The organism is Limosilactobacillus sp. WILCCON 0051 (assembly GCF_039955095.1).
GTDB lineage: Bacteria > Bacillota > Bacilli > Lactobacillales > Lactobacillaceae > Limosilactobacillus > Limosilactobacillus allomucosae.
On sequence record NZ_CP154878.1, the window covers coordinates 1,813,081 to 1,836,749 of the forward strand.

Below are 23,669 nucleotides of genomic sequence, written 5' to 3' on the forward strand. Positions count from 1 at the left end.
GATTAGTCCTCCTTAGCAGTATCTGCTTGCTTAGCCTTTAAATCTTCCAGTTGTTTTTTGAGATCGGCGTTTTCTTTGGTCAGCTGGTCAATCTGCACTTCCTGCAGCGTGTTGTTGGCCTCTAATGCGCCGAGTTTGCTTGCGTAGTGGTTCTGCAGTTTCTGTAAATCGATATCCATACAATCGTTCCTTCCTATGAATGAAGCTCAATAGTAAGCTCTTTAGCAGTCTGTGTTACTCTCGTCCAAGGCTTAACGGACTGCTTCTGCTTTTCTTTCATGCCCATAAATGTTTCTATTTTTTCTGGAGAAACATTGATTTTTTGTACAGTCTCTTTCCCCATAGTTGCCTCCAAAATAAAAAGCCGGCGTTAACCGACTTTGGATTCCAGTGTTTTAATGCGTTTGGTCAGTGCCTTAACAGCGCCAAACAGTGCTCCGATCATATTGTCATCGTCACGGCTGACTCCGTTCGGCGCGATAAAGTCCTGTGGCGTCTGATACTGAGCCACGTCATGCACGTCATCGATGATCAGTCCGATGTGGCGGTGCGTATCGCCATTGGCAACGTCTGTCTTGTACAAGAACGTGGTCAGGTCAGTGCCGTTGACCATCTCAAGCATCTTGTCATCATCGACCGACTGGATGTCCGTCTTGGTTGACAGCGCCGAGTGCTGAGAGTGACCAGCCGCCTCAACCCAACCATTAATCCATGCCCAGCCATCAACTTGTAACTTGGTAGCAGTTGAGCTACTGTCGCCGTCCTTGTAGATGTGGAACACGTTATCACTGCTGAGACAAGCATGAGCCTTGTCAGCTTGCATATGAATGTTATGAGTGTTGGCTTCCACACGTGCCCACGTGCTGTCTGCACCCCAGACGCCAAGATTGACGTGCCGCTTATCACCATCGACCCAAAGCCCAGTTGTCTGGCGGTCTGGCGTTGATCTGCCGGATTGGACGAAGCCCACCTGCATAGCTGCCGACGATGCGCAGATACGTGCCGATTCATCTTTGATCGGCGTTAATGCAAACGACCTATCGTAGCGAACTCGCAACTCATTACCACCAGTGCCATTACGCACCGTAGCAATCGGATTGCCACCAGAGAACTCAATACCGCCGTTGACTGCGTTGGAGTTGTAGAACTTGATATTTTGACTGTCAATTGTTGTACCGTTACCGCTTGAACGGAAGTCAATCAAGCCACCACCATTGACCGTCATATACCCAGTTGTGATTTTTCCTTGAGAAATGGTTGTACTATATCCAGTACCGCTATTCTTAACGCCGTTGTAGTCAATGTAAGTCTGGTCACCATTCTTAGCTGACGAGTGCAAACCAACGTGGTTAGTGCCAAGTACGCCTAAATCAATCGTGTTACCGTTGCTATCGCCCAAGTGCACCGTACTACCCGTTAGCGTTCCAGTCTTAATTTTATCGGCAGTTAGATCGGCAATACATGCGACTGGGATAAAAGCTGAACCAGAGAAGACAACTGAGCTTGCGTTCAGCGCCAGTTTGCCCTTCCCGTTGCTTACCTGAATCAGCGTATTGCCACCCGCCTCTTGATTGATTTGGCTGACAACATTGCCTTTCTGCACCCGCAGATTGATATCGTTTTTGAGCTGAGTGATCTGCGAGTTGTAGTCGCCACTCGATACCTTAGTGGCAATCAGATTAGACAGTTGAGTAATTTTACTCGACCCGTCTGAGTTGTATACGTCAGCTTTGATACCGTCCACACTGGCACTCAAGTTGGTATATTTGTCCGTTAAACCGTTCTTAACTGACGTCAAGTTGGCATTAATACTGTCAGCCGTTTGTTTGACTTGCGTTTGCGTGTAGGTCTGTGTTGCATAACCCTTAGCATCAAGGTCACTGCTCGACACCTTAGACGCAATCTGGTCAGCCTGTACTTTAAGCTGTGACTGCAACTGTTGGACAGTTCTATTGGTCTTGTTGACTGTTTCCTGGTCGGCTTTAAGCGCAATGGCTTTTTTATTCTGGTCGATTGCCGTCGAGTTGGTCGTGATTTTGACATCAGTATCTTCTGGGGCTGGCGACCAGGCATGTGAAACGGTACCTTCTTCAAGCATTAACTTGCCAAACTTCAAATATGTTCCTGTACTTAGATCAAAAGCGCTATTTAAGTAGAAAATATCAAACAATCGTACACTATTATCGCTCTTGCCAGGCCACATATAAGTCGAGTAGAGCTTATATTTATTTTCGCCAAGATTAATTAACGTTGCTGGTTGGCCGTCATGCTCTACACTGGTAAACCATGTAATTTGTATACCACTACTGTTTCCGAGTTTTGCATCGGTTTCAAACCATATTGTTTGAGTATATGTTGTCCCTTTGGTCAGAGTATGGTAAAAGGTGTGTGGGTATTGTGGAAGAACTTCTCTATTAATAGTATTTGTTGGCAATTTCAAATAAGCATAGCCATTTTCCCACGTCGTAGTAGGAATTCCATAACCCATCGTATATTCCTGATCAGTACCAATAGCTAGATTTCGTCCACCGCCATTGCTGGTAATGTCATCAATCTTGCTGTTGGCATTGGCTAGGCTCGTTTCCATGCCGCTAACTTTAGAACTAAATCCCGATGCAGTCTGTTTAAGCGTACTGATGTCGCCTTGCGCACTGCTCATCTGACTGGTCAGCGTATTGGCGTCAGCCTGCAGTGTGGCAATATTGCCCGCATGGTCGCTGGTCGTCTTTTTGAGCCCCGACACGTCCGACTGGAGCGTAGAGATGTTGCCTTGTGCATCGGTCAGCGTGTTTTTAAAACCAGTTGCCGTAGCCTGGAGTGTGGATATATCACCTTTGGCACTGGTCAGCGTCTGACTAAAGCCTTTGGCGTCCAACTTGATCCGATTGATGTCACCCGCCGTGTTAGCAAACTTAGTATCAAAACCATCCGCGCGCGACTGCAAGACTGCGATATCGCTCTTGGCATTTGTCAGTGTCTGCTTAGTACCAGTTGCATCCGTCTGGATAACAGCAATATCGCTTTTAGCGTTGGTAAACTGCGTGTCAAAACCATCGGCGCGCGTCTTGAGCTTGGCGATGTCGCCTTGTGCGTTACTGATTGTCTGCGTCATGCCCTTAGCGGTAGCCTTGATTTGACTGATATCGCCTGCCGCATCAGCATACTTGGTTTCAAGCTCGCTCGCTGTTGCCGTCACACTGGCTACGTTGCTGTTAGTGTCCGACAACGCCGCACTGTACGAATTAGCCGTTGCCTGCAAGCTGGAGATATTGCCGGCCGCATCTGACAAGGCTACACTGGCCGAGCTTGCCGACACCTTGAGCTGGCTGACATCGCCTTTGGTATCCGCCATGTCCTGCTCAAGCTGTCCGGCTTGGCTCTTTAGGGTAACAATGTCAGCACCATTAGCACTCGCTTGTGATGCATACGATGACAAGCTCTTTGCCTGGCTGGTCAGACTGGTCTTGGTATCAGCAATGTCGCTCTTAGCCACCGCAACGTCTGACTGCGTGGCGGTCACGTCTGCCTGCACTGCTGCTACGTCTGATCGTACGGCAACGATATCAGCTTGTGCCGCACTTGCCGACGCTTTAGCCTCATCAGCCGCCGCAATCGCCTCAGTTCGAGCGCTTGAGATAGCCGCACTGGCCGATGCGTAGTTCTGGTTGATTAAGTCGACGTTGGACTGTGCTGCATTCCATGCCCGCAAACCATCGCTCCTGGCAACCACAGCGTCCGACACGGCATCACTGACAGCTGAGTTGATCTCTACGATTGACTGGCTGTTGACTCGCGACTTTTCGATTGCCTCGTTGGCATATGCTACAGCACTGTCAGCCTGCTTAATTGCCGGCTCAACGGTATTGGTTAGTTCTTGATTGACTTTCTCCTTAACCTTCTCATGCAGACCGTTGTTCCACAGCCCGTCCGCATCATTCTGATCATACAGGCGACCGTAGATAGTATCCGTTACGTGGAAGGTGTTTCCGTTGTCAAACGAGTAACCACGACCGATTATGCCCGTCTTGGTATCACGACCAATTTCGCCAATAATCAGCTTGACTTTAACATCATCCACCGCTGTCTTGCCGTTGTTTGTCGACGTATTGCCCAATCTCGTTCGCCTCCTTCTGCGTAATCATGATAGTCTCTGGTTTTTTGTTGAGAGCTGCGTTAATTTTGTCTTGGCTTTCCTGTGATAGTTTCTCAAACGCTGCATTAAGTTTTTTTGCCTGACTGCTTTGATAATCAAGAACATTTTGAGCATTTGAATTAAGCACTACCGTAGATGGCTGCGTATGACTGTATGGATATTTCTGATATCCAACTAAGTCGACTTTAGTAACGTAGTCGGCTGGCCGAATCTCCAACCTTACCATATCGCCTTCGATAATCTCTTTGCCGGGATCAACCGTAAGTTGCAGTGTGAAGTCTGGGTTGGCTTTGAATTGAGACTCAGCGTAAGCTTTCATCTGCTCTTTATCGGTTATCGTATCACTGGTGATATCATCCCCAACAAACAGCCCCCAACGCTGGCGACTGGTTTCGTCGACAAAATAAAAAGGAGCAAAATAGTACTGCTCCTTAGAATCAGCTGTAGATGCCGTCCCATTATCACTGGATGAACCACTGGCAACGACTTTGGCCATATCATCATTACGCTCCCACCAGCTAGGTGCAAAGGAACTAATTGATTGAGTTTTACACGATTGACCAGGTGCTGGCTCATAGATCATAGTGCTGTTATCTAGAGCCATGCAGACATGATAACTGGCACCTTTAGATCCGTAGAATCCCATGTCACCCGTCTGTACCTGATCACGGCTGATTTCATGGCCATAGGATTCCATTGATACGGTATAAGCTGGGATGTTGATTCCAAAGTCATAGTAGACTCTGCTGACAAAACTCGAGCAATCCATGCCGTTGTATGGATTAGCAGTGCCAACTGGTCGGCCACCACCATATACATACGGGACACCGAGATACTTCTTGGCGTCGGCAATCACTGCTTGAGCACCACCGCTGGCAGTCAGTGATCCATTAGGCAACCCAGTATCACTGGTAGTCTGGATTTCCTGCGTCGCGCCAACCAAACGAGCAGCGTTTGACATATCAGTCGTGTCATACTGCAGCTGAACTTCTGATGTATCGCGCAGGTAGTCATAGCGGTGGCCATAGTCTTTGTAAAACTCGTCATGCGAGTAGATACGCAGATTAAGATTATCTGGCCAAAAGACCGCTGATGACCATGCCTCCAGAATCCGGCTGATAGCATCCTTGCCAGAACCGGCTGCATACGGATTTTCGACCATAGCATTGTTAAAGCTCCCAATTACCTGATAGGTAATGTTCCAGTTTTTGCCGTTATCGCCGCCGAAAAAGGCGTTAAGTATATCACCCGGAGATACCGATTGAGCGACTGTGTCAGTGCTATCCGGTACGTCCAGAGACACATTGCTGTTGCCGGTATGCGAGTACTGTCCCCAATCGACCGGATCACTGCCGTAGATGTGCATTCTGCTAATCTCACCGGAGATGTGCTGCAACGTAACGGCTGTTGTGCCAATACCGTTGGAGTAGTCCGGCTCACATTGCTTGATAACGAACCATTGCCCGTCAATTTCGACCATGTTCTGCACCGTCAGCATCTGATAGGCAACCGACTCATCGTCCCAAGCTGTAAAGTACGCTTGGTACGTGTTGTTGACTTCCCAACTGATATAGATGCTGTCTTCCAGTGCCGAGTGGAGCATGGCAATCTGATCATCACCATCAGGCACCTTCAGAGCATGGTCTTTAGTAGCAGCTACTTTTAAAGCTACGCTCATGACAGGTAGATGAACGGAAAGCTGAACGTGATGTCCACACTGCCGGCTCCTTCGGCAGTAAAGCTGTTCCATCCAGGGTCTAGCGATATCGTCCCGTAATCAGTCTTAGTATTGGCAAGATTGCCGTCAAGATAGGTATTGACACCATTGAGCACAACCGTATGACTGCCGTCGTTAGACTGCGTGTACTGCCAGCTGGTGCCATTGGTCTTGTTAGTAAGCTTAATGGAATTGCCGTTAAACTTGCATGAGATTTTGAGATCATGGCGCTGATAGTACGGGTCAATCGTGATATCGCTGGCGTTGTAGACGTCAAAACTCGTTGACGTAAAATGATAGCTTGGCAGATTCTTAGGCAGATTCATGCCGAACTGCCATCCATTAGCCACACTAGGCAATGAATCGCTCCGATAAAGCGAATAACGGTAACCGTTCGGCACGTCAAACGGAATTGAAAAGTTGGCGTCGTTAGACCCTGGGGTAATCGGTGCAATATCAAATGGCGTTGGAATGCCAAAGTATACCTTGCCTGGACTGGTATCAGTCCGCACCCGAACCAACTTGCGTGAGCCAAACAATCGATAAAGCTCATGCTTAGCCAACACCAGATCTTCATATCCGCCAAAGCTGAGCCAGAACTTCTCACTGAATGTTCTTTTAGCAAAAGTCTGACCGGCAAATGGCGAACCATCAGTACCCGTCGTATCTTGGTACTGATTAGTAAATTGTGGCGACGAGCTGGCGTCGTCCAATCCGAGATAACGCAGTCCGGTTATCTGATCGCAGAGATTGATTTCCTGCTGATAGCCAACCTTGATCATGATATATGGATCCGACATCTGCTCATCCCCTTTCTAGAATCCTAATTGACGCATACGAGCGTCTTTTGCTTCCTTTTTGTACAACTGTTGCATATCAAGACTGCCTTGTGCTTTAATTGCGTCTACCTGATCACCGCTCAGACGCAACAAAATATCAAACTTGGACAGTAACTCGTCTAACTTGTGGCTCAGAGCGTCTGACTGGCGATTATTTTCACCGACAAATTGAGCATTATGGCTCAAAGTAGGATCATCGTTGCGGAATCTGGTAACGACCTCGCCAAGCAGCTGATATGCACGTGACCGTCTGCTGATGTCGGTCGGGATGACATATTCTGGCATGTTCTTTTCTGCGATCTCATAAACGCCATGGTTAGAGATCAGACCACCGTTAGCCCAGCCGTGGCCTTGACCGACATTGCCCCAGCCGCCTTCACCGCCGTGTTCCAGAGCGTTGATAGCAGCTAAGATCTGGTCATATCCATTAAGGATTTGCTTGTGGCCAGGGATTGCCCAGCGGTTAAAAGTGCTTGGAATAAACTGCAGCAGCCCTTGCGCGGGATTGCCGTTTGCCATGTTAATGTCCCAAACCTTTTGCGGTACGGTTGGATTACCGCCAGATTCGGTCTGGATCTGTTTTAACAGTTTGGAAACTTTAGTGGCGGTAGCCTCAACCCCCAAAGTCTTGAAGGCTTTGATGATGTAAGGGCGCCAGCGTTCGACACCGGCACCGCCTGGATTGGCAAGCGTCTCAAACTGCTTTTTAATCCAGTTGCCCATCTGCTTAGCGATATAAACCGGCACGTCCTTAACCAACTCTGCAGCAAACTTAACCGGCGTGCTGACGTGGACAAATTTTTGGAATACGGATTCCATAAATTCGACCGGCTTTGACATGATTTTGTCAACCATGCCTAAAACATCATCAGTTGCATCCCCTACTTTGTTGAGCAGAGAGCTAAAAGCATTGCCCACACCGTCTGCATAATGCGGAATCATCCCGAACATACGCGACAGCTGATAGCTCCGTTCACCATCAAGCACACTGGTACCCTTAGGCAACGGCAGAATCAAGTTGCGCTTAGCTGGGAACATCCCAACTTGCCCGTCTTTGGTCATAAACATCTCACGGTAATGTGCCGTTAAGCCGTCATTGACTTTGGCCAAACCGCCGGGATGAGTGTCATTGGTACCGTTGGCATAGCTTGGCATTGAAATGCTGAAATCTCCACCAATCTTAGAACCGCCGACTTTATCAAGGATCCAGTTGATACCGCCCTTGATGTCATCCATCATGGTCTTGAACGGCTTGAGTACGCCATTTACCAGGTCGACAAAGTGGCGATGCACACTGCCGACTGCATTGCTAACTGCATCTTGGATCTTGCCGAAAATGTCCTGCCAAACCTTAAGCATGTCACCTAAACGACCGTTAGTCATGTCATTCAGCTTGTTGTACATGTCGGAAAAGATCTTGCGATTGAGCTTAAACATGTCCTGCGCAGTACGTTCGGTGTCTTCACCTAAGCGATCCCAACGCCCCGAAACAAGATCATGCCAAGTAGTAGTCCGGTCCTCGATAACTTTATAGCCAGCTTGGAACGTAGACTTATGTTTGTTAAACATCTGCTGAGCCGAACGGGCAGTATCGCTGCTCAATCTGTCCCAACCACGTTTTACGTTGTCAATGCCATCGCTGGTCTTTTTTTTCAGGTCTTTCCAGCCGTCAGCAAAACTCTTTTTGGTCGAATTCCACCAATTGCCAATCTCTTTGTTGGTTTCCTTGGTTCGTTTGACGATAAGCGTACCAAGGCCCTTAAAGGCTTTGCCGAAATCTTTGGCGAACTTGCCGATCTGCTTGTGGTACTTAATGATCAGTGCAAGTGCGACTTCAATTGCAATCATCCATGGATTAAATCCAAGCGTGGCCACCTTGAGCACACGAGCAAAAAGCCCAATCCCCTTGATCAGAGCATTAAGGCCAGACATTGCTTTGGTAAAGACAAATGCTGCCGTAACGGCTTTGGCAAAGCCAACTACTACTGCTTTATGTTTGGAACAGTACACAGCAAAGTTGACAACCGCCATTGAGAGCTTGCCAAGGTCTTTGGCCAAGTCAGCAAATGCCTGTTTAGTAGACTTTTTGCTAAAAGCTTCTGCCAAGGCTACTGACGCCTTAGAAATTGCCGGCAGAAGTGCCTGACCAACCTCAATCTGAATTGCTTGCGAGGCATACTTAAATCGGTCTTGAGCACTCTTAGCGGACTTCATATTGCGCAGAGCTAGCTTGCCGACATAGTCTTCGTTGTACGCAGTCTTAACCTTACCTTCGACTACATCAAGGTCCTTGAGGTTATTAGATAAGATAACAGCGGCAGACTGTGCCGACTGGCCGAATGCCTGGTTAAAGACTTTCAGCCGGTCTGCCTTAGGAACCTTTTTATTGATCTGATCAAAGATTTCTGGAATCGATTTGAGCTTCCCAGACTTAGTCTTGAAGTCATCAATTGACAATCCATATTCTTTAAATGCCTTTGTTGCACTCTGAGATCCGCTGGACAGACGTACAATAATCCGCTGCAGACTGGTACCGGCTTGAGATGCTTCCAAACCGTTGTTGGACAACTCACCCAGCGCTGATGCAGCATCTCTCATCGAGATACCAGCACCTTTTGCCGTACCGCCGGCATACTGCATACCAATACCAAGCTTCGAGAAGTCGGTAGACGTAACATCAGCCGCCTTGGCCAGAGTGTTTGCCGTATAAGACGTGGCCTGCATCATCTTGTTGGCATTGTCGGACTTCATGCCGAAAGCTTCCAGAGTTGAGGTCGTGACTTCCATCGTGTCATTAAAGTCATCCCCGGAAGCCTTAGCTGCTTTAAGCAGTTGCGGCATGGCACCCAAGGCCATTTGACTGTCGTACCCACGCTTGATCAGCGTCTGGTAACCTTCGGCGATTTGCTGTTGCGATACACCGTATTTGACCGACAAGCTGGAACCATCGGCATACATCTGATTGATTGCCTTCTGGACATCCTTATGCTTTTCGCCGGCAGTCGTCATCAGGTTGGTGTTGGTGACATACGTATGCTGTATGTCTTCAGCCTTCTTGGCGCCGTCAACCGTATATGCAGTAAATGCGCTGACGGCAACCCCGGCAGCCATAACCCCGCTTTTAACAGAATCCCAGAAACTGTTTACTTGGCCTTTAAGCTGTTCCAGCCTTGGCTGAATCTGCTCAGTGTGGTCACGCATCTTGATGATTGCATTATCAACGCGAGCAATGCCGGTTGGCTCAAGGGATGCTTCCTGTACACGAAGCTGTTTAAGCTCATCTTGTGTTTTAGCAATCGACGTTGCAGTCTGGTCTAACCGCTGTTTCTGTTTGAGATAAGCGTCAGACGTTTCGCCAGAACGGCTCTTGATTTCCTCAAGCATTCTGGACTGGATTTTATACTGCTGTTGCAGGTTTTCCAGTCCGGAAGCTAGTTGATGATAGCGTGCAACGGTTTCGGAAGCAGTGCGATGCTCGGCCGCCATACGATCAACGTAGGCTTGTGATGCTGATTGCGTCAACTTGTACTTGGACTGTAGGTCTGACAAGCCAGACGCTTGATACTCATAGGCTGCTTTAGCACGCTGAGCCTGTGCTTCGTAGCTGGCTAATTGACGGTTGGCTTGATTGATCTGCTTCTCAAGTTTCAGCCACTGGTTGGCCTGTTTCTCGTTTGACTGGTCAAGTCCTTCTTGACGACTACGCAACTCTTCGATTTTGGCACGTTGCAGCTCCATTGCCTGAGTAAGGCCATCAAGTTTTACCTTAGCCGCCTGTGTATAGTCGCCGCTGTTTTTTAAGGCTATTTCTTGAGCCTTCCAGGCATTGGTTGTGGCTGTGATTGCGTTTCGGAAGGCGGACATGCTTCCAACGGCAGAAATCGTATCAACCGAAATCCGTGTGGCCATTTCATTCTGTACTTTCAAGCTATCCACCTCCAAACATCTTAGATAATTGCGCGTGCGCGTCTTCTGGGTTCATTGGCCTATCATCCCTTGACCGCGCATTCAAAGTTTCCAACAGTTCCAAATAGTTTTGATTGTCCAAATCATCTGGTAAAACGCCACTATTAAGCATCAATTGCTGTTTAAGGTAATTGATGTCTTCTATTTCTTGTTTGAGTTCCCAGATTCTTTTGCGGATTTCTCCGCTACCGATTTTGGGGATTCATCCGTAGCTTTAAGTGCTTCTTGTGCTTCCTTTTCGCTAATGCCAGACATACGACTCCGCAAGTAAGACAGATAAGCCCCAATTTCTTCTTCGGTGGCGTTGTCCCAAATACGGTCTTCATCAATATGCAACAATTGCGCGATAAATTTGATTGCGCCATTAATAAATTCAGTTTCCTGATCAATAGCTTCGACAAACTTTCCCTGCGCATCATTATCGTCAATAGGTGTATCATCCGTAACCAAGGAAGCCTCTAGCGCCTGTTTCATTAACTGGTTAAGCTTGTACGTCACCCGAACGGTTGGCTTAACCGCAATTGGCTGTTTAATGCCAAACAGGGATGCGTCTACTTTAATTTTTTCCATTTTTGACACCTCATATCAGCCGCCCCATTGGTACTGTGTATTTACTAGGCGACTTAAGTTTTTTAGCTTGGAGTAACAGTATTGCTGGTAGTAGTGGTAGTAGTGGTTTGGCCATGCTTGGTAATATCGTCACCGGTATAGCCACCGAATACTTCCTTAAGCATAGCTGCAGCACTGTATCCAGTTGCTCCGCTGTTCCACTGCTTGTAAGGCTGTTGCGTACCGTCAGAGCTAACAAAGACAGTGTCGTCAATTGGCGTCAAAGCTTGATAGGTAAATGCAGCATTGGCGTCAGTTTCGTTTTTGTTGTTAGTACCATGATTGCGAGTTGGCATAATCATTTCACCATTGGCGAAACCGTCAAAGTACTTGTTGCCTTTGAAGTCGTCAGAGCAAATTAGCATTGCCAAGTGTGGCTTTTTGCCCAGCGTTGCACCACCGGTCGCATCGATCTCGTAGCCGTTGCACTTCATGCCGATTTCGTAAGGCAAGTCAAGGTACGTAACAGCAACTTGCGGCGTTGGAACACCGTGAGACGTACGCTTAACTTTGTTGTTAGCGTATTGTTGCGTACCTGCTTCTTCGATATTGGTAATGTTGGCAGTCGTGGCACCTTCGCCATCACCGTCCAGCAATACTACGCCGGACTCAGAGAGCCCCTTTTTAGCGTCAGCAATAATTTTCCCGGTATCGTCAATCAGTCCCAACGCGATCCAATTGATACCGGAAGTAGAAATACCTGCGGACATTTAATTCCCCTCCTTGATAATTTCATCTTTTGCAAAATAAAAGACCTTCGTCACTTGTTTAGTGTCGGGGTCTTTTATGTGATTCTTCGATTGTTCGACAGTCCAATTATTATCAACAAACAGCCGTGCCAGTGCCTGTTCGCCATCTAGCGTGCTGATATCGTTATCGAGCTTGTAGAATATCTGAACTTCCACGCCGACCGTCCATCCCTTGAAAGTATGGTTGGCATAGTAGGTAGGCTCGTTCAGCCATTCAGTAATCAAGCAGATCGTCTTGTCTTCATAATCGGACTCTTCTTCTGGGATTGAATCAGTATAAATCTTATTAATCCAGTCAAATTTGCCATCGAGCAGATCTAACGCTTGAAAAACTGGCAGTTCCATCATTTGACACCGCCATTTCTTGCGTCAAGCACCTTTTTCTCTGCTGCAAAAACCTTGTCAGCCGAATCACGACGCGCGTTGTCAGCAAAGTGAGTAGCCTTCATCTTAACGGTTCCATCATTCAAGAATCTGGCGATATAGGCTTTTTGACCAAAGCCGACAACGGAATTGCCGTCATCTTCGCCGTCAATGTCAGTATTTTGAAAACCAACATTGTCTTGCAGGTGGCCATACTTTGGATTTTTCTTTGTCGAGCGCGGGGTTGCTTTACGCAACTCGTCTGCTAAAACTTTTGCTCCAGCAGCAGTCATTGCTTTCTTCGTAGCATGATCTGGAATGGCAAATTTTTCGGCATTCTTGCCAAATACCTCTAGCATTTTACCGAGATCATCCATTAGTAGCACCAGCTTTCTTAGTGGCCTTAAGCGTCAGCAGATCATAACGCGCAGTCGTATGGCTCTCATCCCTGGATATGGCCAAGATGTCATAGATCGTACTGTCGTCCTTGAATCTCACCTTGAGCTGTTTGTCAACGTGATACTGAGAACGGACGGCTACTACCGTTGTATCTGCTAATGCCGTCCCAACCAAAGCATACTGCTGTGATTGAGACCGCTGATAGATTGCGCAGTGCAGAGTTTGAGTCGGCACAAACTTTTGACGTGAACCGCCTAATGTCCTGCTAGGCACGGTTGATACCGTACCGAGTTCAATTATGTGGTTCAGACGGCTGATTGGTAGTTTCATCTTGGCTCGCCTCCCAAACGTCGTATCGTCCACGCAGCTGACCAATAATGCTGTTGACAGTCAGATCAATCTCGTATGTCTGGATATCTGACATGCTCAGGCGATATTGGTAATAAGTAGCTGCAAGCGACTTTACTGCCATATCAAACAATGGCGAGACGCTGTTTTGCGTGTAAAATGCATCCCCATCACCAATTGCACCTTTAACGTACTGCTCGGCTGCATCAATGTAGGCCTGCAGCAGTACGTCATCGTCCGTGCCGTCAAGGTATAGTACCCTTTTTACATCGTCTACTGATACAGCCATTTAAATCGCCTACTTACCAGCGCCTGCTTGGAAGTTAGCCGTCTGATCAGCAACTGTCGTAAACGATCCAACTGCGTATGCGTCACCATCGACTTGTTCGACGTCAAACCGGTCAATGACACGGATCTTGGTTTCGTCATGTTCGTAAGCACCGGCACCGATGTTAGTTGCCAACAGGCTCATGTTTTCACGGTCAAATAGCGTGATAGCCTGCTTAAAGTCGCCATAGTACAGTGGATGAGCACTGGATACGTCCGGGAGCCAACGGTCAGCAACTACCGTGACTGGCTTACCGCCAATGCGATAGATTTCTGGGCTGGCTGGGTCGCGTTGTACCAGGTAGTTACCCATTGCGTTCTTAACCTTAGCCAGAACGGCAAAACCAGATTGGTTGGTCAAGAACGATGACGTAGCGTTGATTGCAGGGTCAAGTGCGGTCAGTTCCAGATCCTTGATGTCATCAAACTTAGCAATCGTTGGCTTTTTGGATGCCGTATTCATAACTGCCAGAATAGCTTGGTTACGAGTAACGACAACCTTGCGGGCAATCCAAGTAGACAGCCATGCAAGAATGTTTTCGGCCGTGTCCTTCAACAGCGTGTTGGTAACAGTCGTGATGCCGGCGTAACGCTTGATCAGGTACTTGATCGTAGTCAGTTCTGGATCATCGTTGTCGCCGATTGCAGCCGTTTCATCGTCCAGCGATGCCAATGGCTTGATGTCGGAGAACTTCTCGTAAACCCGCGAACCAGATTCGGTAGTTACGGATTCCACACGAACCAAGTTCTGCAGAGATGCATATTGACGTACAAGAGTATTGATAGTCGTACGGATGTCATCTGGAATCGTCAGACCACCGTTACCAGTGCCAGACGTGCCCGTAGTAACCATGTTCTTAAAGTCCTTAACAAACTTGTCTTTCAGCGACAATTGACTGTCATTCAGCGGTTCCTTGTCGTTGTCGTGCATCTTAACTACTTCTGCTGCACGAGCTTCATTAAGCTGGTCTTTCAGAGCATCGCGACGTTCCTTGGCATGGTCGCGTTGTTCCTTTAAATCTGCAAAAGCTGCTTGATCAAAAGAGTCGTCCATCAGAGCGACGTTAAGCTTATCGTTCAGATCAGAAACCTTTTGGCCGGCTTCAATCCAAGCGTTGTTCAGTTCATTGATTCCCATGTTGGGCCTCCTTTTTGTCTAATAAAATAGCCAGCTTTTCGTCATAAACAGACGGAGCTGGCTTTGGCTGTTCAGCCTTGGCCATAAGCGTCATGAATTTGTTGATTGCGGCGTGTGAAGGGATACTGTGGACAGCATTGACCACTTGCGGCTGATTTTCGTCAGCAAACATGATTTTGTCAGCAAAACCCTTATCAACGGCATCTTTAGCCGTCATCCAAGTTTCGTCTGCCATCAGTTTTTCGATTTCATCCCGCTTTAAGCCGGTTTTGGCTTCGTAAGCGTTGATAATCGTTTGGTCAACGGTATCCATCATCTTGGAATCATGGTCGAGATCATCGGCGTTGCCTTGCGTTACGGTCCATGCCTTATGGATCATCATCTGCGCGGTTGGCGACATATTGATCTCATCCCCAGCCATTGCGATGACTGATGCAGCACTAGCAGCTAGGCCTAACACGTTAACCGTAACTTTGCCCGGATAGTCGCGCAGCATCGTATAGATTTCAGACGCTGCGTGTACGTCTCCGCCTGGCGATGCAATGTCCACCACCAGATCATCATCAGCGTCGGCTAATGTCCGTTCAACCGCCTGAGGATAGGCTGAATCCAGATCAAACCAGCTGTAAAATTTGCCGGTCATGTTGTCGACAACGTCACCTTTAATGTTAATCTTGGTCATCGTTCTCACCTCCCTTCTCTGTATCATCAGCTCGTGGAAGTTTTGCCGGTAAATACCCAGATTGTTCAAGCACATAAGCAGCCTGATTGCCTGCCAGAGTCCCCGATTTAACCATCGATGCAATCGTGCCGGCAAACGTATCACCAAGCGGATCAACGGCCGGTCGCAGATCCAGTTTGACATTGCCAGTCAGCTTGTTGCTGAGTTCGCTGTCAATTGCTTTGGCGAAACGGCTCAACGACTTGGCATAGTCATTACCCATCATGGCCAACGATGATTGTTGGTCCCCTTGACCATTGATAACTGAGTCAGATACGCCATATACCTTGGCAATTTGTGCGCCGGTCCAGTTGGCTTGATTCAGCAGTTGAGCAACGTTGCCTTGAATTTCCAAAGGATGATAGTCTTCCAAGTCGTCAAGTACGATTGGCCCACTCCCTGACGCCTGCATCTGCTGCATAAACTTCTGTGAGCGTTGAGCCTTTTCCTTAGCGTTGAGCAACCCGCCTTTCTGGATCTTTAAAATCCCAGGCGCGGAAATAGACTGCGCAAGTGCTGAGAGAGTCAGCCGATTGCTTGCCTTGCTGATACTCAGCTCATTAGCCAAAGCTGACAGTGGGCTGATACCAGTCTTACCGCCATTTTTGGACAAAAGCCGAATGTGGATCATGTCAGACTGTGGTATAGCCTCAACAACGCCAACGCTTGGCTCATCAAACGTAACCGTATAGATCAGTCCAGAGCCGTCTTCCAGCAAATATGGCGATACCTGCGACGGTCTTAAATATTCCCAGTAGCTGTCAATACCATTGCTATTGCGCCAACGGTAGGCAAAACACTCACCGCCAAGCAGCAGCTGAGCAAACATTGACTGCCAAAACGCATGTGCGTTGCTAGTGACGGTAGGATTGTCAAGCATCCCTTGCGTCCGCGACTTTTCAGCAACAAATTTGCCATTTGCTAAATCGGAACTCAGCTGAAAGATCAGCGAGTAGACGTCAGAGTTGTGCAGAGCAGTTGATGCATCCACATAATCGCTAGTGCCATTTGGGTTGAGGAAATTGATAATGCTTTGATCATCAGCGATCGATAAAACAGAGTTAGCTTTGTTTCTCAGTTTAAAAATCGGCATTCAATCACCTCCTTTCAGCTTGCGATCATCTCGGTAATCAGGCCGACTACAATCAGCACAATGCCGATTGCAAAGATGCCGGCCGTAATGCTTAGTCTAAAAAAGCCCCAGACGATAAAAACCGCTGCGGCCAAAAAACATAAAACGTCAATATATTTCCAGATAATTTTTAGCATAGGCAACCTCCCTTACAGCAAGCCGGAGTCTTCGTTCTCAAACCAGGCTTTGACTTGCTCGCTGGTCATCAGTTCGACCTGTTTTGATTTGTCGTTGGCAATCCCGAAGTCCTCAAAGTGATACATAGCTTGATAGAGAGCGTCAATAATTGCGTCCACAACGTCAATTTTTAGCGTTGCCTTAGCTTTGTCGACCTGTATGCCAATCTTGTCCTGAATAATTTCGGCATTAACAAGCGCTTTTTCCATAATTTCATCATCATCCCGCGTGATTGACGACTCAACAAAGCCCTTCTGCAGGAACTTAGTAGGATCTTTCAGCTCGCTGGTACGCTGGCGGATAGGATTCAACGGCCATTCAGTATTGATTTCCATCTGTTTGATCGCATTGGTTGCTCCCCACGCGTCATAGCCAAAAAACAGGACCTTGAGATCATTGTCGGCCACGAAATCAAGCAGCCATTGATAGACCTGGTCGTCATTGATCAAGCCTTGCGGATGACTGGTGATCGTACAGTAGCCTTTTCTTGCCAATTCCCGATACTCAATCCCGTCTTGCTTTTCTTTTGCCTCGATCGATCCGGCCTTTTGCCATGGAATAAAGCTATGCTGCTTAACGTGCCATTTCTGATTGCCGTCAGCATCAATATACGGGAAGACAAAGGCAATTGCCGTATTGTCGGAGAACATAGAATAGTCAAAACCGATATAGACTTGTTGGCCGCGAAAACTGAAATCATCTTTAACCGCTCGCTCAATGTCGGCCAGCTTAAGAAACGAGTTAGTAGCTTCCTGCAGCCACATGTTTAGGTTCTTGTTTTGAAAATCGCCAACCGTACCGGCTAACATATCCGAATCACGCTTGTCTTGAAGCCCTTGCATTAAAACTTTCTTTTGGCTATCAAGCCCTAATAACGGATTACTTTTAATCCAAGTATCCGGTTTAAATGTTTCATCTAGGCTATCCTGACTCCAAATTAGCCCCAGATAAGTGTCACCATCTCGATCGCCATCTTTTTCCATTAATTCTTCAATCGTTTTTTCATCTTCATGATATGGAACTGAAGGATCTGGATAAGCGGTAGAAATTTGAATGAATTGACGATTTTTAACCTTCACTTGGCCAGAAATAATTTTGCTGATTTTCTCACGGCTTGTGACTTCACCAATTTCATCAAAAATAGCGGTCGTAAAATGAAATGAGCCTAGCTAATCATATTGACCGGATTCATGAGATATAGCTCGCAATATGTTGTTGGTTTTCTTTTCAATAATTTGATCGTTTTGCAAATGCAAATCTGTTTCTTTAGCCAATTGTTTAAACGGGTCAATTGAAGTTACTTTTCTCATCATTGATTTAATGTACCCAAAAATTTTATTGGTTTGTTTAAAGTTAATTGAAGTAACCAAATAATCTTGGTTAGACAGTCCTATTGATTCAATTAAATATGAGTAGCACATCAAAATAGCCATTAAGAAAGTTTTTCCTTGCCCACGTGAAATAGAAACAATAGCGCGGCTAAATCGCTTGCCACCCTCGTTGTTTCGCCAACCAATCAATTGAGAAAAAATAAACTTTTGCCAATCCATCAATTTGGCTGGCTCACCAGTGTCAACATCAGGACACACACTGGCAAATTTCAGCAACTTATTAGCTTCATCAATTGAATAATGATAAGGAAAGTTTGTGCTGTTTTGTCTTGTAAGATCTTGTAAATGGCGAAAACAAGCAAGTTTAATCAAATATCCTGTTGGAATTTTTTCATCTAGCACATCAAAGCAATAACGAGTACCAGCATCATTGTATTGTTTGCGAATCTCTGAATAGTCAATCTTATGATATATGCCAAGTACATCATGTGATTGAGTAAGGTCAATATTCATAGCATCACCCCCTTTCTAATAAAAAAACAGGTTATTATAAAACCTGCTCTAAAACTTTATTAACATCTTCGGTGTATTTAATTCTGATTAATCTTATATGGTGTTCTTTACAGAATTTGTTTTTGAATAAATCACGATAATGAGTATACTCATTTCCAACTAAATTTTTGACTTGTCGAACAAAGTCTTGATTAGTCTTACGCCTCATCGCTTTACCTCAGCCAAAGAATTTTTCCATCGCACTAATTGTATCATCTTTCTTCTCGTGACTAGCAATCTGCATAAGGTCCTGTCTACCCTTAGGCGTCAAACCAAGTTGAATGCCAATTGAGTTAAGCTGCTTGTTTGCATCGTTCATGATTCCAACAGCCGGATTCTTTCTGTACCCGGTGAAATCCTTACCGATAATTTCGCCGGCTGCGTTCTGCAACGACGTAAACAGCTTGGTCTGAATGCCGTTTTCCTGCACGTCAGCATACGCCTGACGGTAGATTTCGTACTGAGTACAGTACTGTTCGACCATGCCGGCGTCGATTCGCTGGACCCGCTCGGTGCTCTCAAGATAAGGCACTATCTTTCGCCAGCAAGCAGCAGCAATTGGCCCGAAATAATTAGGCGGATTTGGTGGCAAATGGCCGTGATTTTGCTTATAAAACACCTGTTTTGGCATTTTTGGCTCTCCTTTCTGCAGATTCGGAACGTTCCGGAGCCCCCCTGGGGTAAAAATTTTAAAAATCGCATTTTTGTAAGAGACGATTGAACTGTGTGCGCTCCTTTTGGCAAGCGATTAGGGGGCGGGGGTAAATTTTAAAATCCGACTTGATAAATTCATCAAAAAAATTTAAAACGCGCGAGAAAGCAAATATGAGCCTCTCACAGCGTCATGAGCTTGGCTATAACGTCCACGTCATGGATCGGCTCAGCACCAGCTATCAACTGGTTGTCTTTGCCAGTGCCATAGTGCCGTTGCTCCCAAGCTGTCTTGAGTCTATGGCAGTCCCGGCAGATGGTTGCCAGGTTGTCAGTGTCTGCCTGCAGCTTGCTGTCAAACTCGATTGGTATGACGTGGTCAACGGTCTTGGAGTTTGGCTTGCCACAGTACTGGCAGACATAGTGGTCCCGTTCGAGTACTTGCTTGCGCAGTGACTGCCATTGTCTCGACTTGTAGAAGTGGTACTGCGCCGACTTGGTATCATCGCGATACCTTGTGACGTTGTTGTACTTGCGTTGGTACTCAGTGCCGTGTGATCGTGCCCACTTCTGACGGCTGGCTAGGTACTCAGCCTCATGCTCGTAGTGTTGCTTGCAGTAGTGATCAGGTAGCTGGCACATGGTATGACATCCCGGATATCTGCATCGTCTAACCCTTGGCATTGTGGCCACCTCCTTTCCTAGTATGTAGAACTGGTGGCTTGATCGTGTATTCAGCCGGTTTGTCTTTAACTCGTTCTGGATGCTGCTTGTGATAGATCTTATCAGCAAGCACGAGCAGCTTATGCTCTTCACGAGCAGGCTCCCCAATCCTTGTACGCTCTCATGTTGTCACCACCTCAACCAAAATAAAAAGCCCAGCCAAAGCTGAGCTAATGCAAGCATATTATTTGAAATGACGCACTTGCACACCGCTGACCACTAGCGGAATGACGGCTCACGGAGTCGAACCGTGACATCCCCACCTGAAGTATAGGGATGACCATACCGTCTGCCTTTCTGAGCCTAAATCGAAAGACAAGAGAGTGAATTGCGCTACTCTCAACGCAGATACCCGGAATCGAACCGAGATCAGAAGCTCTGCCATTGAGCTATATCTGCTGCCAATATGCGATTGATATGCAATCATACTTTTTGGCTATGCCATTTCTGGCAACGGAAGCAGCAGGATTCGAACCTGCGTAAGTCCTTTTAAAGACTTTACCAGTTCAGCAAACTGGCGCTTTAAGCCACTCAGCCATACTTCCACGCTGTCGAGAACCAGCTCCCGTCAGTTCGGTCTTAAGCTGACCATCTAAACACGTTGCCACGCTGTCGGGAATTGGCCTCGATACGTTGTCCTGGCAGGTATAAGTCGTTGATAAGCAAATGTTAGAAATTAAAGCCAGGAAATGGATAGGTAAGGGACTCGCACCCTTTTTGCGCTGAGACACGATGGTTAAAACTCAGTGCCCGCCTGGGACCTTCCAGCCGGTATTGGCAGAACACCGACAATGTGCTGCTGTGTGTCAGCACAATACCGCATGACGGAGTCGAACCGTCTAGCTAGGTGGAATAGCTAACCGTTTGCGGTGCCAAAATTTATGGAGTTAATGTTTGGGATCCAAAATACAAATTAAGTAAGGGTTCCCGCCTTGACGGGAAAGCATCGCGTGGGAGTCGAACCCACTAAACAGCCACATTTAAAACGATAATTAAGCCTAACCAAATCATCTAATCAGAAAGAAGGTACTGGTACTGTAATCATGTAGATCGCGAACCATGAACATTGATTTTATTTAAGGATACCGGCTGCCTTGCCCGGTCGATGCATAACCAGACGCCGAAACGTCTGTACTGTGATTCGAAGAAAACCAGTTCAGAAAATAGTCACCCATGTGATATTTCTATCACGATATCATTATATGGCGTAAACGCTACACCAATTCTCTTATCATTCTCCGATTTTTTTAACGAGGTAAACGTAATCATTGCGGTCGAATGAATATCTGGTTTCGAATCCTTCAAACCGTTCGGCAAACTCGCAGAGCGCGGTTCGCTTGATGTTTTGATATTGCGATGGCGAGTAGCTGAGCTTGTCAGCCATCTGCCAGTCTTTCAGCCCCTCAAGGTAGACCGCCGAGATAATCTGATACGTCAGCGGTTCGCAGTTTTCCAACGTATCTTTGATGCACCGGCACATCCGGCTTGCTTCCATACCGTTGATGATTTTATCTTCGGCATGGTTGCCGCCAGATGATCCGCCGCCTGCTAAGTTGAGAGTCGGTGACTTTAACTGGTTGCGGTGCATCCCCGCCTTGTAAAGATACTTATTGATTCCTTTTGATAAAAACTTTCGTGCGTTCTTGGCAGTCTCGTTGTAATCGATCCCCAAGCTTAGATCAGTCTGCACCACAACATCACACTCCCCTGTCTGGTATACTGGTGATGTCGATAAATTGGAGAGTCGTGTCATTGTGATGCGGCTTTTTTTAGTTTCCATACGCTGCACACCTACAGAAACCAAAGGCTCAGGAAGAAAAAGAAGAACCTGTACGCTTGACTGTTGGTCGTCATGATTGCCGTTACCGTAATCGTCGCAACGGCAGCATATTTTGCCGTTTTGGCAAGTGCACTCCAAGCTTTGCTGTTCATTCCTTCACCCCCAGATATGCGCCAGTAAAATCACTACAAAAATCCAGAAAATCAAGCATGCACCTAATATCATGCCTAATCCGTTAAATCTCATACTTATCCTCATCCTTTGCGTCAAATACTAGATATCTGCTCCGATAAAGCCTGGTAGTTTTGCGTTTACCAGCATTGCTGATTAACGCTGCCGTTGCTCCGTCACGCCAGCCAAACTTGCGATCGCATAAGATACGCTTTTTGAATTCGTATCGTTGGCAGGTCTTCATGTCAATGCAGATAGTCGTAACTTCGGCAGATTCTAATTCTTTATCTTTATGCTGTTCCCTTAGTTGCCGGTTCAAATCTGCCAAATCAGGGTTTCCCCAAAGATGGCGGTCATACGTCATCTTGCTGACCTTGGCATGGCGCAGTACCCACTCACGGTTCTCACCGTTATCAAGTGCAGCCTTCTGTGCCTTGATGATCCGCTCATCAGTTTTCTTCCACTCTGGTGTTCGGTTGTCTCTTGGCAGTTGACCGATTTCTCGCAGTCCAATCAACTGACGTTTGAATTCGTGATATCTCACCCTGTCGTCAATCTTGACGTGCAAATCGAGATAATCGCAATTTTTCAGGTCCTGCTTATATCGTTTCTCGAAGTAGTCGAGATTTTCGATAAATCTGCTCACCATTTTCATCCTTTCTGTTCCAGTATCGTTTCCAAATCTGCTCGTGCTTCCACAATCACATCGTCTTCGCTCTCGCCATATAGTATCTGAGCTACTGCATCCCGTACCACGCACATTGCCTGGTCGACCGTTAATCCATCAACGGTTGGGTTGCTGCGTGATTTCTGCTCAAACTTAATGTCAGCTAAGCTTGCTCCCTCATAAGTATTCGTGTACGAGACAAGCATCGCCTTGTAGTATGGCGTGTTATCGCCTCTCTTGTGATACGGGTTTTTAAAGAGCACCAGCCGATATGGTTCGCCGATATCCGGCACGTCAAAATGCTCGCTAACAAAGTAAGCTTTGCCGGACTGATCAGCATGCTTCCAGATACCAATGTCTTCTAGCTGTCCAAGTTTGACACTCTTAACCATTTGCAATTCCTCCTAATAAATCTTCGACGCTGTAATCAAGGGATGTCTTGATATCGTAGTAGTCCTTAACGACATCCCCATTCTTCTTAAGTCTTTGATGCATCGGCTGTACCTTGGTCGTAGTGCCTAAAATTCTGGTTTTGAAGTATGACCGATATGGCGTCACTACTTCGACCGGAATGCCATACTTGCGCCAGAACAGCTTAAATCTGAGCTGTGCGCTTGGATCAGCACCTTTGTAGTCTACTGATGTCTTAACATCGTAAACGTGCTCTATGGACTTGTCTGGGCCATATACAACGAAGTCTGGATGATAGTAGATTGCCCCGACTCGCACCATACCGGCGTCAAAGATAGGCAGCAGCTCGTACTGGGGATGCACTGCATACTCTTTGCCACTGTTCTTGATGTAGGCGGCGTAGAATGATGCTTCTTTCACAGAATCGAACGTATAGCCGTCCAGTTTTACTTTTCTGCCGTAGTGTTTCATCATTTCACCGCCTTTGGTTCTTCGCATACCGAAATAATCATCTTCGGGTCGATAGCCACCATACCAGTTGTTGGCGTATCGCTGTCAAGACCATAGATTGCCCGGAAACGGAACATGATTCCTTTGTTCTTGCAATGGTTGATAAGGCTGATTACTTCGCTAAACACGTCATGCAGATGATACGTGTACGGCATAACATCCCCATCGGTTACGGTCAGTGTCAGATCTACTTCTTCACGCGGTTTAGTGATTAGCTGATTTGCCGGCATTACGC

The 23,669-nt window shown here is 46.9% G+C and carries 25 protein-coding genes, 1 tRNA gene and 1 pseudogene; all 27 read right to left on the reverse strand.

The window, feature by feature from the left end; translation table 11 throughout:
- Positions 1–2: 2 nt before the first annotated feature.
- A complete protein-coding gene (locus ABC765_RS08375; protein WP_347980197.1) occupies positions 3–179 on the reverse strand; it encodes a hypothetical protein in 177 nt (58 codons plus the stop codon).
- A 14-nt stretch (positions 180–193) separates the two neighbouring features.
- Positions 194–343 (reverse strand): hypothetical protein, encoded by a 150-nt coding sequence (locus ABC765_RS08380; protein WP_347980198.1) that lies wholly within the window; start codon positions 341–343, stop codon positions 194–196.
- A 27-nt stretch (positions 344–370) separates the two neighbouring features.
- Positions 371–4,114, reverse strand: coding sequence for a tail fiber domain-containing protein (locus tag ABC765_RS08385; RefSeq protein WP_347980199.1), 3,744 nt, complete (start codon positions 4,112–4,114; stop codon positions 371–373).
- A complete protein-coding gene (locus tag ABC765_RS08390; protein WP_347980200.1) occupies positions 4,071–5,831 on the reverse strand; it encodes a phage tail protein in 1,761 nt (586 codons plus the stop codon). Before ABC765_RS08390 ends, ABC765_RS08385 begins: the two co-directional genes overlap by 44 nt.
- Positions 5,828–6,670 (reverse strand): phage tail domain-containing protein, encoded by an 843-nt coding sequence (locus ABC765_RS08395; RefSeq protein ID WP_347980201.1) that lies wholly within the window; start codon positions 6,668–6,670, stop codon positions 5,828–5,830. The genes ABC765_RS08390 and ABC765_RS08395 overlap by 4 nt, the downstream gene beginning before the upstream one ends.
- Before the next feature lie 15 nt (positions 6,671–6,685).
- The gene (locus tag ABC765_RS08400) at positions 6,686–10,636 is read right to left on the reverse strand and encodes a phage tail tape measure protein (RefSeq protein ID WP_347980202.1); all 3,951 of its coding nucleotides are present in this window, start codon (positions 10,634–10,636) and stop codon (positions 6,686–6,688) included.
- 180 nt (positions 10,637–10,816) lie between these two features.
- Positions 10,817–11,245, reverse strand: coding sequence for a phage tail tube assembly chaperone (locus ABC765_RS08405; protein WP_347980203.1), 429 nt, complete (start codon positions 11,243–11,245; stop codon positions 10,817–10,819).
- 62 nt (positions 11,246–11,307) lie between these two features.
- Positions 11,308–11,994: a phage tail protein gene (locus tag ABC765_RS08410; RefSeq protein ID WP_347980204.1), complete on the reverse strand. Its 687-nt coding sequence runs from the start codon at positions 11,992–11,994 to the stop codon at positions 11,308–11,310.
- Positions 11,995–12,381, reverse strand: coding sequence for a DUF806 family protein (locus ABC765_RS08415; RefSeq protein ID WP_302148014.1), 387 nt, complete (start codon positions 12,379–12,381; stop codon positions 11,995–11,997). It abuts the gene before it with no gap.
- Positions 12,378–12,755, reverse strand: a complete 378-nt coding sequence (locus ABC765_RS08420; RefSeq protein ID WP_225355695.1) for an HK97-gp10 family putative phage morphogenesis protein — start codon at positions 12,753–12,755, stop codon at positions 12,378–12,380. Before ABC765_RS08420 ends, ABC765_RS08415 begins: the two co-directional genes overlap by 4 nt.
- Positions 12,756–12,765: 10 nt before the next feature.
- Complete coding sequence (locus tag ABC765_RS08425; RefSeq protein ID WP_347980205.1) at positions 12,766–13,125, reverse strand: phage head closure protein; 360 nt, start codon at positions 13,123–13,125, stop codon at positions 12,766–12,768.
- Positions 13,088–13,432 carry a head-tail connector protein gene (locus ABC765_RS08430; RefSeq protein WP_347980206.1) on the reverse strand — a complete coding sequence of 115 codons (345 nt, stop codon included), beginning with the start codon at positions 13,430–13,432 and terminating at the stop codon, positions 13,088–13,090. Before ABC765_RS08430 ends, ABC765_RS08425 begins: the two co-directional genes overlap by 38 nt.
- Positions 13,433–13,441: 9 nt before the next feature.
- Positions 13,442–14,608, reverse strand: coding sequence for a phage major capsid protein (locus tag ABC765_RS08435; RefSeq protein WP_347980207.1), 1,167 nt, complete (start codon positions 14,606–14,608; stop codon positions 13,442–13,444).
- Positions 14,595–15,290, reverse strand: coding sequence for a head maturation protease, ClpP-related (locus ABC765_RS08440; protein WP_347980208.1), 696 nt, complete (start codon positions 15,288–15,290; stop codon positions 14,595–14,597). The genes ABC765_RS08435 and ABC765_RS08440 overlap by 14 nt, the downstream gene beginning before the upstream one ends.
- A complete protein-coding gene (locus ABC765_RS08445) occupies positions 15,277–16,422 on the reverse strand; it encodes a phage portal protein (RefSeq protein WP_347980209.1) in 1,146 nt (381 codons plus the stop codon). The genes ABC765_RS08440 and ABC765_RS08445 overlap by 14 nt, the downstream gene beginning before the upstream one ends.
- 14 nt (positions 16,423–16,436) lie before the next feature.
- The gene (locus tag ABC765_RS08450; protein WP_347980210.1) at positions 16,437–16,598 is read right to left on the reverse strand and encodes a DUF1056 family protein; all 162 of its coding nucleotides are present in this window, start codon (positions 16,596–16,598) and stop codon (positions 16,437–16,439) included.
- Positions 16,599–16,610: 12 nt separating this feature from the next.
- A pseudogene (locus ABC765_RS08455) lies at positions 16,611–18,482 on the reverse strand (terminase large subunit).
- Between the two features lie 217 nt (positions 18,483–18,699).
- Positions 18,700–19,152: a phage terminase small subunit P27 family gene (locus ABC765_RS08460; RefSeq protein ID WP_347980211.1), complete on the reverse strand. Its 453-nt coding sequence runs from the start codon at positions 19,150–19,152 to the stop codon at positions 18,700–18,702.
- 203 nt (positions 19,153–19,355) lie between these two features.
- Complete coding sequence (locus ABC765_RS08465) at positions 19,356–19,856, reverse strand: HNH endonuclease (protein WP_347980212.1); 501 nt, start codon at positions 19,854–19,856, stop codon at positions 19,356–19,358.
- Positions 19,843–19,968 carry a hypothetical protein gene (locus tag ABC765_RS08470; protein WP_347980213.1) on the reverse strand — a complete coding sequence of 42 codons (126 nt, stop codon included), beginning with the start codon at positions 19,966–19,968 and terminating at the stop codon, positions 19,843–19,845. The genes ABC765_RS08465 and ABC765_RS08470 overlap by 14 nt, the downstream gene beginning before the upstream one ends.
- Positions 19,969–20,349: 381 nt before the next feature.
- Positions 20,350–20,440, reverse strand: a tRNA-Ser gene (locus tag ABC765_RS08475).
- Between the two features lie 686 nt (positions 20,441–21,126).
- The gene (locus ABC765_RS08480; RefSeq protein WP_347980214.1) at positions 21,127–21,675 is read right to left on the reverse strand and encodes an ArpU family phage packaging/lysis transcriptional regulator; all 549 of its coding nucleotides are present in this window, start codon (positions 21,673–21,675) and stop codon (positions 21,127–21,129) included.
- Positions 21,676–21,686: 11 nt separating this feature from the next.
- A complete protein-coding gene (locus ABC765_RS08485; RefSeq protein WP_347980215.1) occupies positions 21,687–21,827 on the reverse strand; it encodes a hypothetical protein in 141 nt (46 codons plus the stop codon).
- Between the two features lie 83 nt (positions 21,828–21,910).
- The gene (locus ABC765_RS08490) at positions 21,911–22,501 is read right to left on the reverse strand and encodes a hypothetical protein (protein ID WP_347980216.1); all 591 of its coding nucleotides are present in this window, start codon (positions 22,499–22,501) and stop codon (positions 21,911–21,913) included.
- Positions 22,498–22,905, reverse strand: coding sequence for a hypothetical protein (locus ABC765_RS08495; protein WP_347980217.1), 408 nt, complete (start codon positions 22,903–22,905; stop codon positions 22,498–22,500). The genes ABC765_RS08490 and ABC765_RS08495 overlap by 4 nt, the downstream gene beginning before the upstream one ends.
- The gene (locus tag ABC765_RS08500) at positions 22,898–23,398 is read right to left on the reverse strand and encodes a DUF1064 domain-containing protein (RefSeq protein ID WP_347980218.1); all 501 of its coding nucleotides are present in this window, start codon (positions 23,396–23,398) and stop codon (positions 22,898–22,900) included. Before ABC765_RS08500 ends, ABC765_RS08495 begins: the two co-directional genes overlap by 8 nt.
- The gene (locus ABC765_RS08505; protein WP_347980219.1) at positions 23,395–23,664 is read right to left on the reverse strand and encodes a hypothetical protein; all 270 of its coding nucleotides are present in this window, start codon (positions 23,662–23,664) and stop codon (positions 23,395–23,397) included. Before ABC765_RS08505 ends, ABC765_RS08500 begins: the two co-directional genes overlap by 4 nt.
- Positions 23,665–23,669 lie beyond the last annotated feature (5 nt).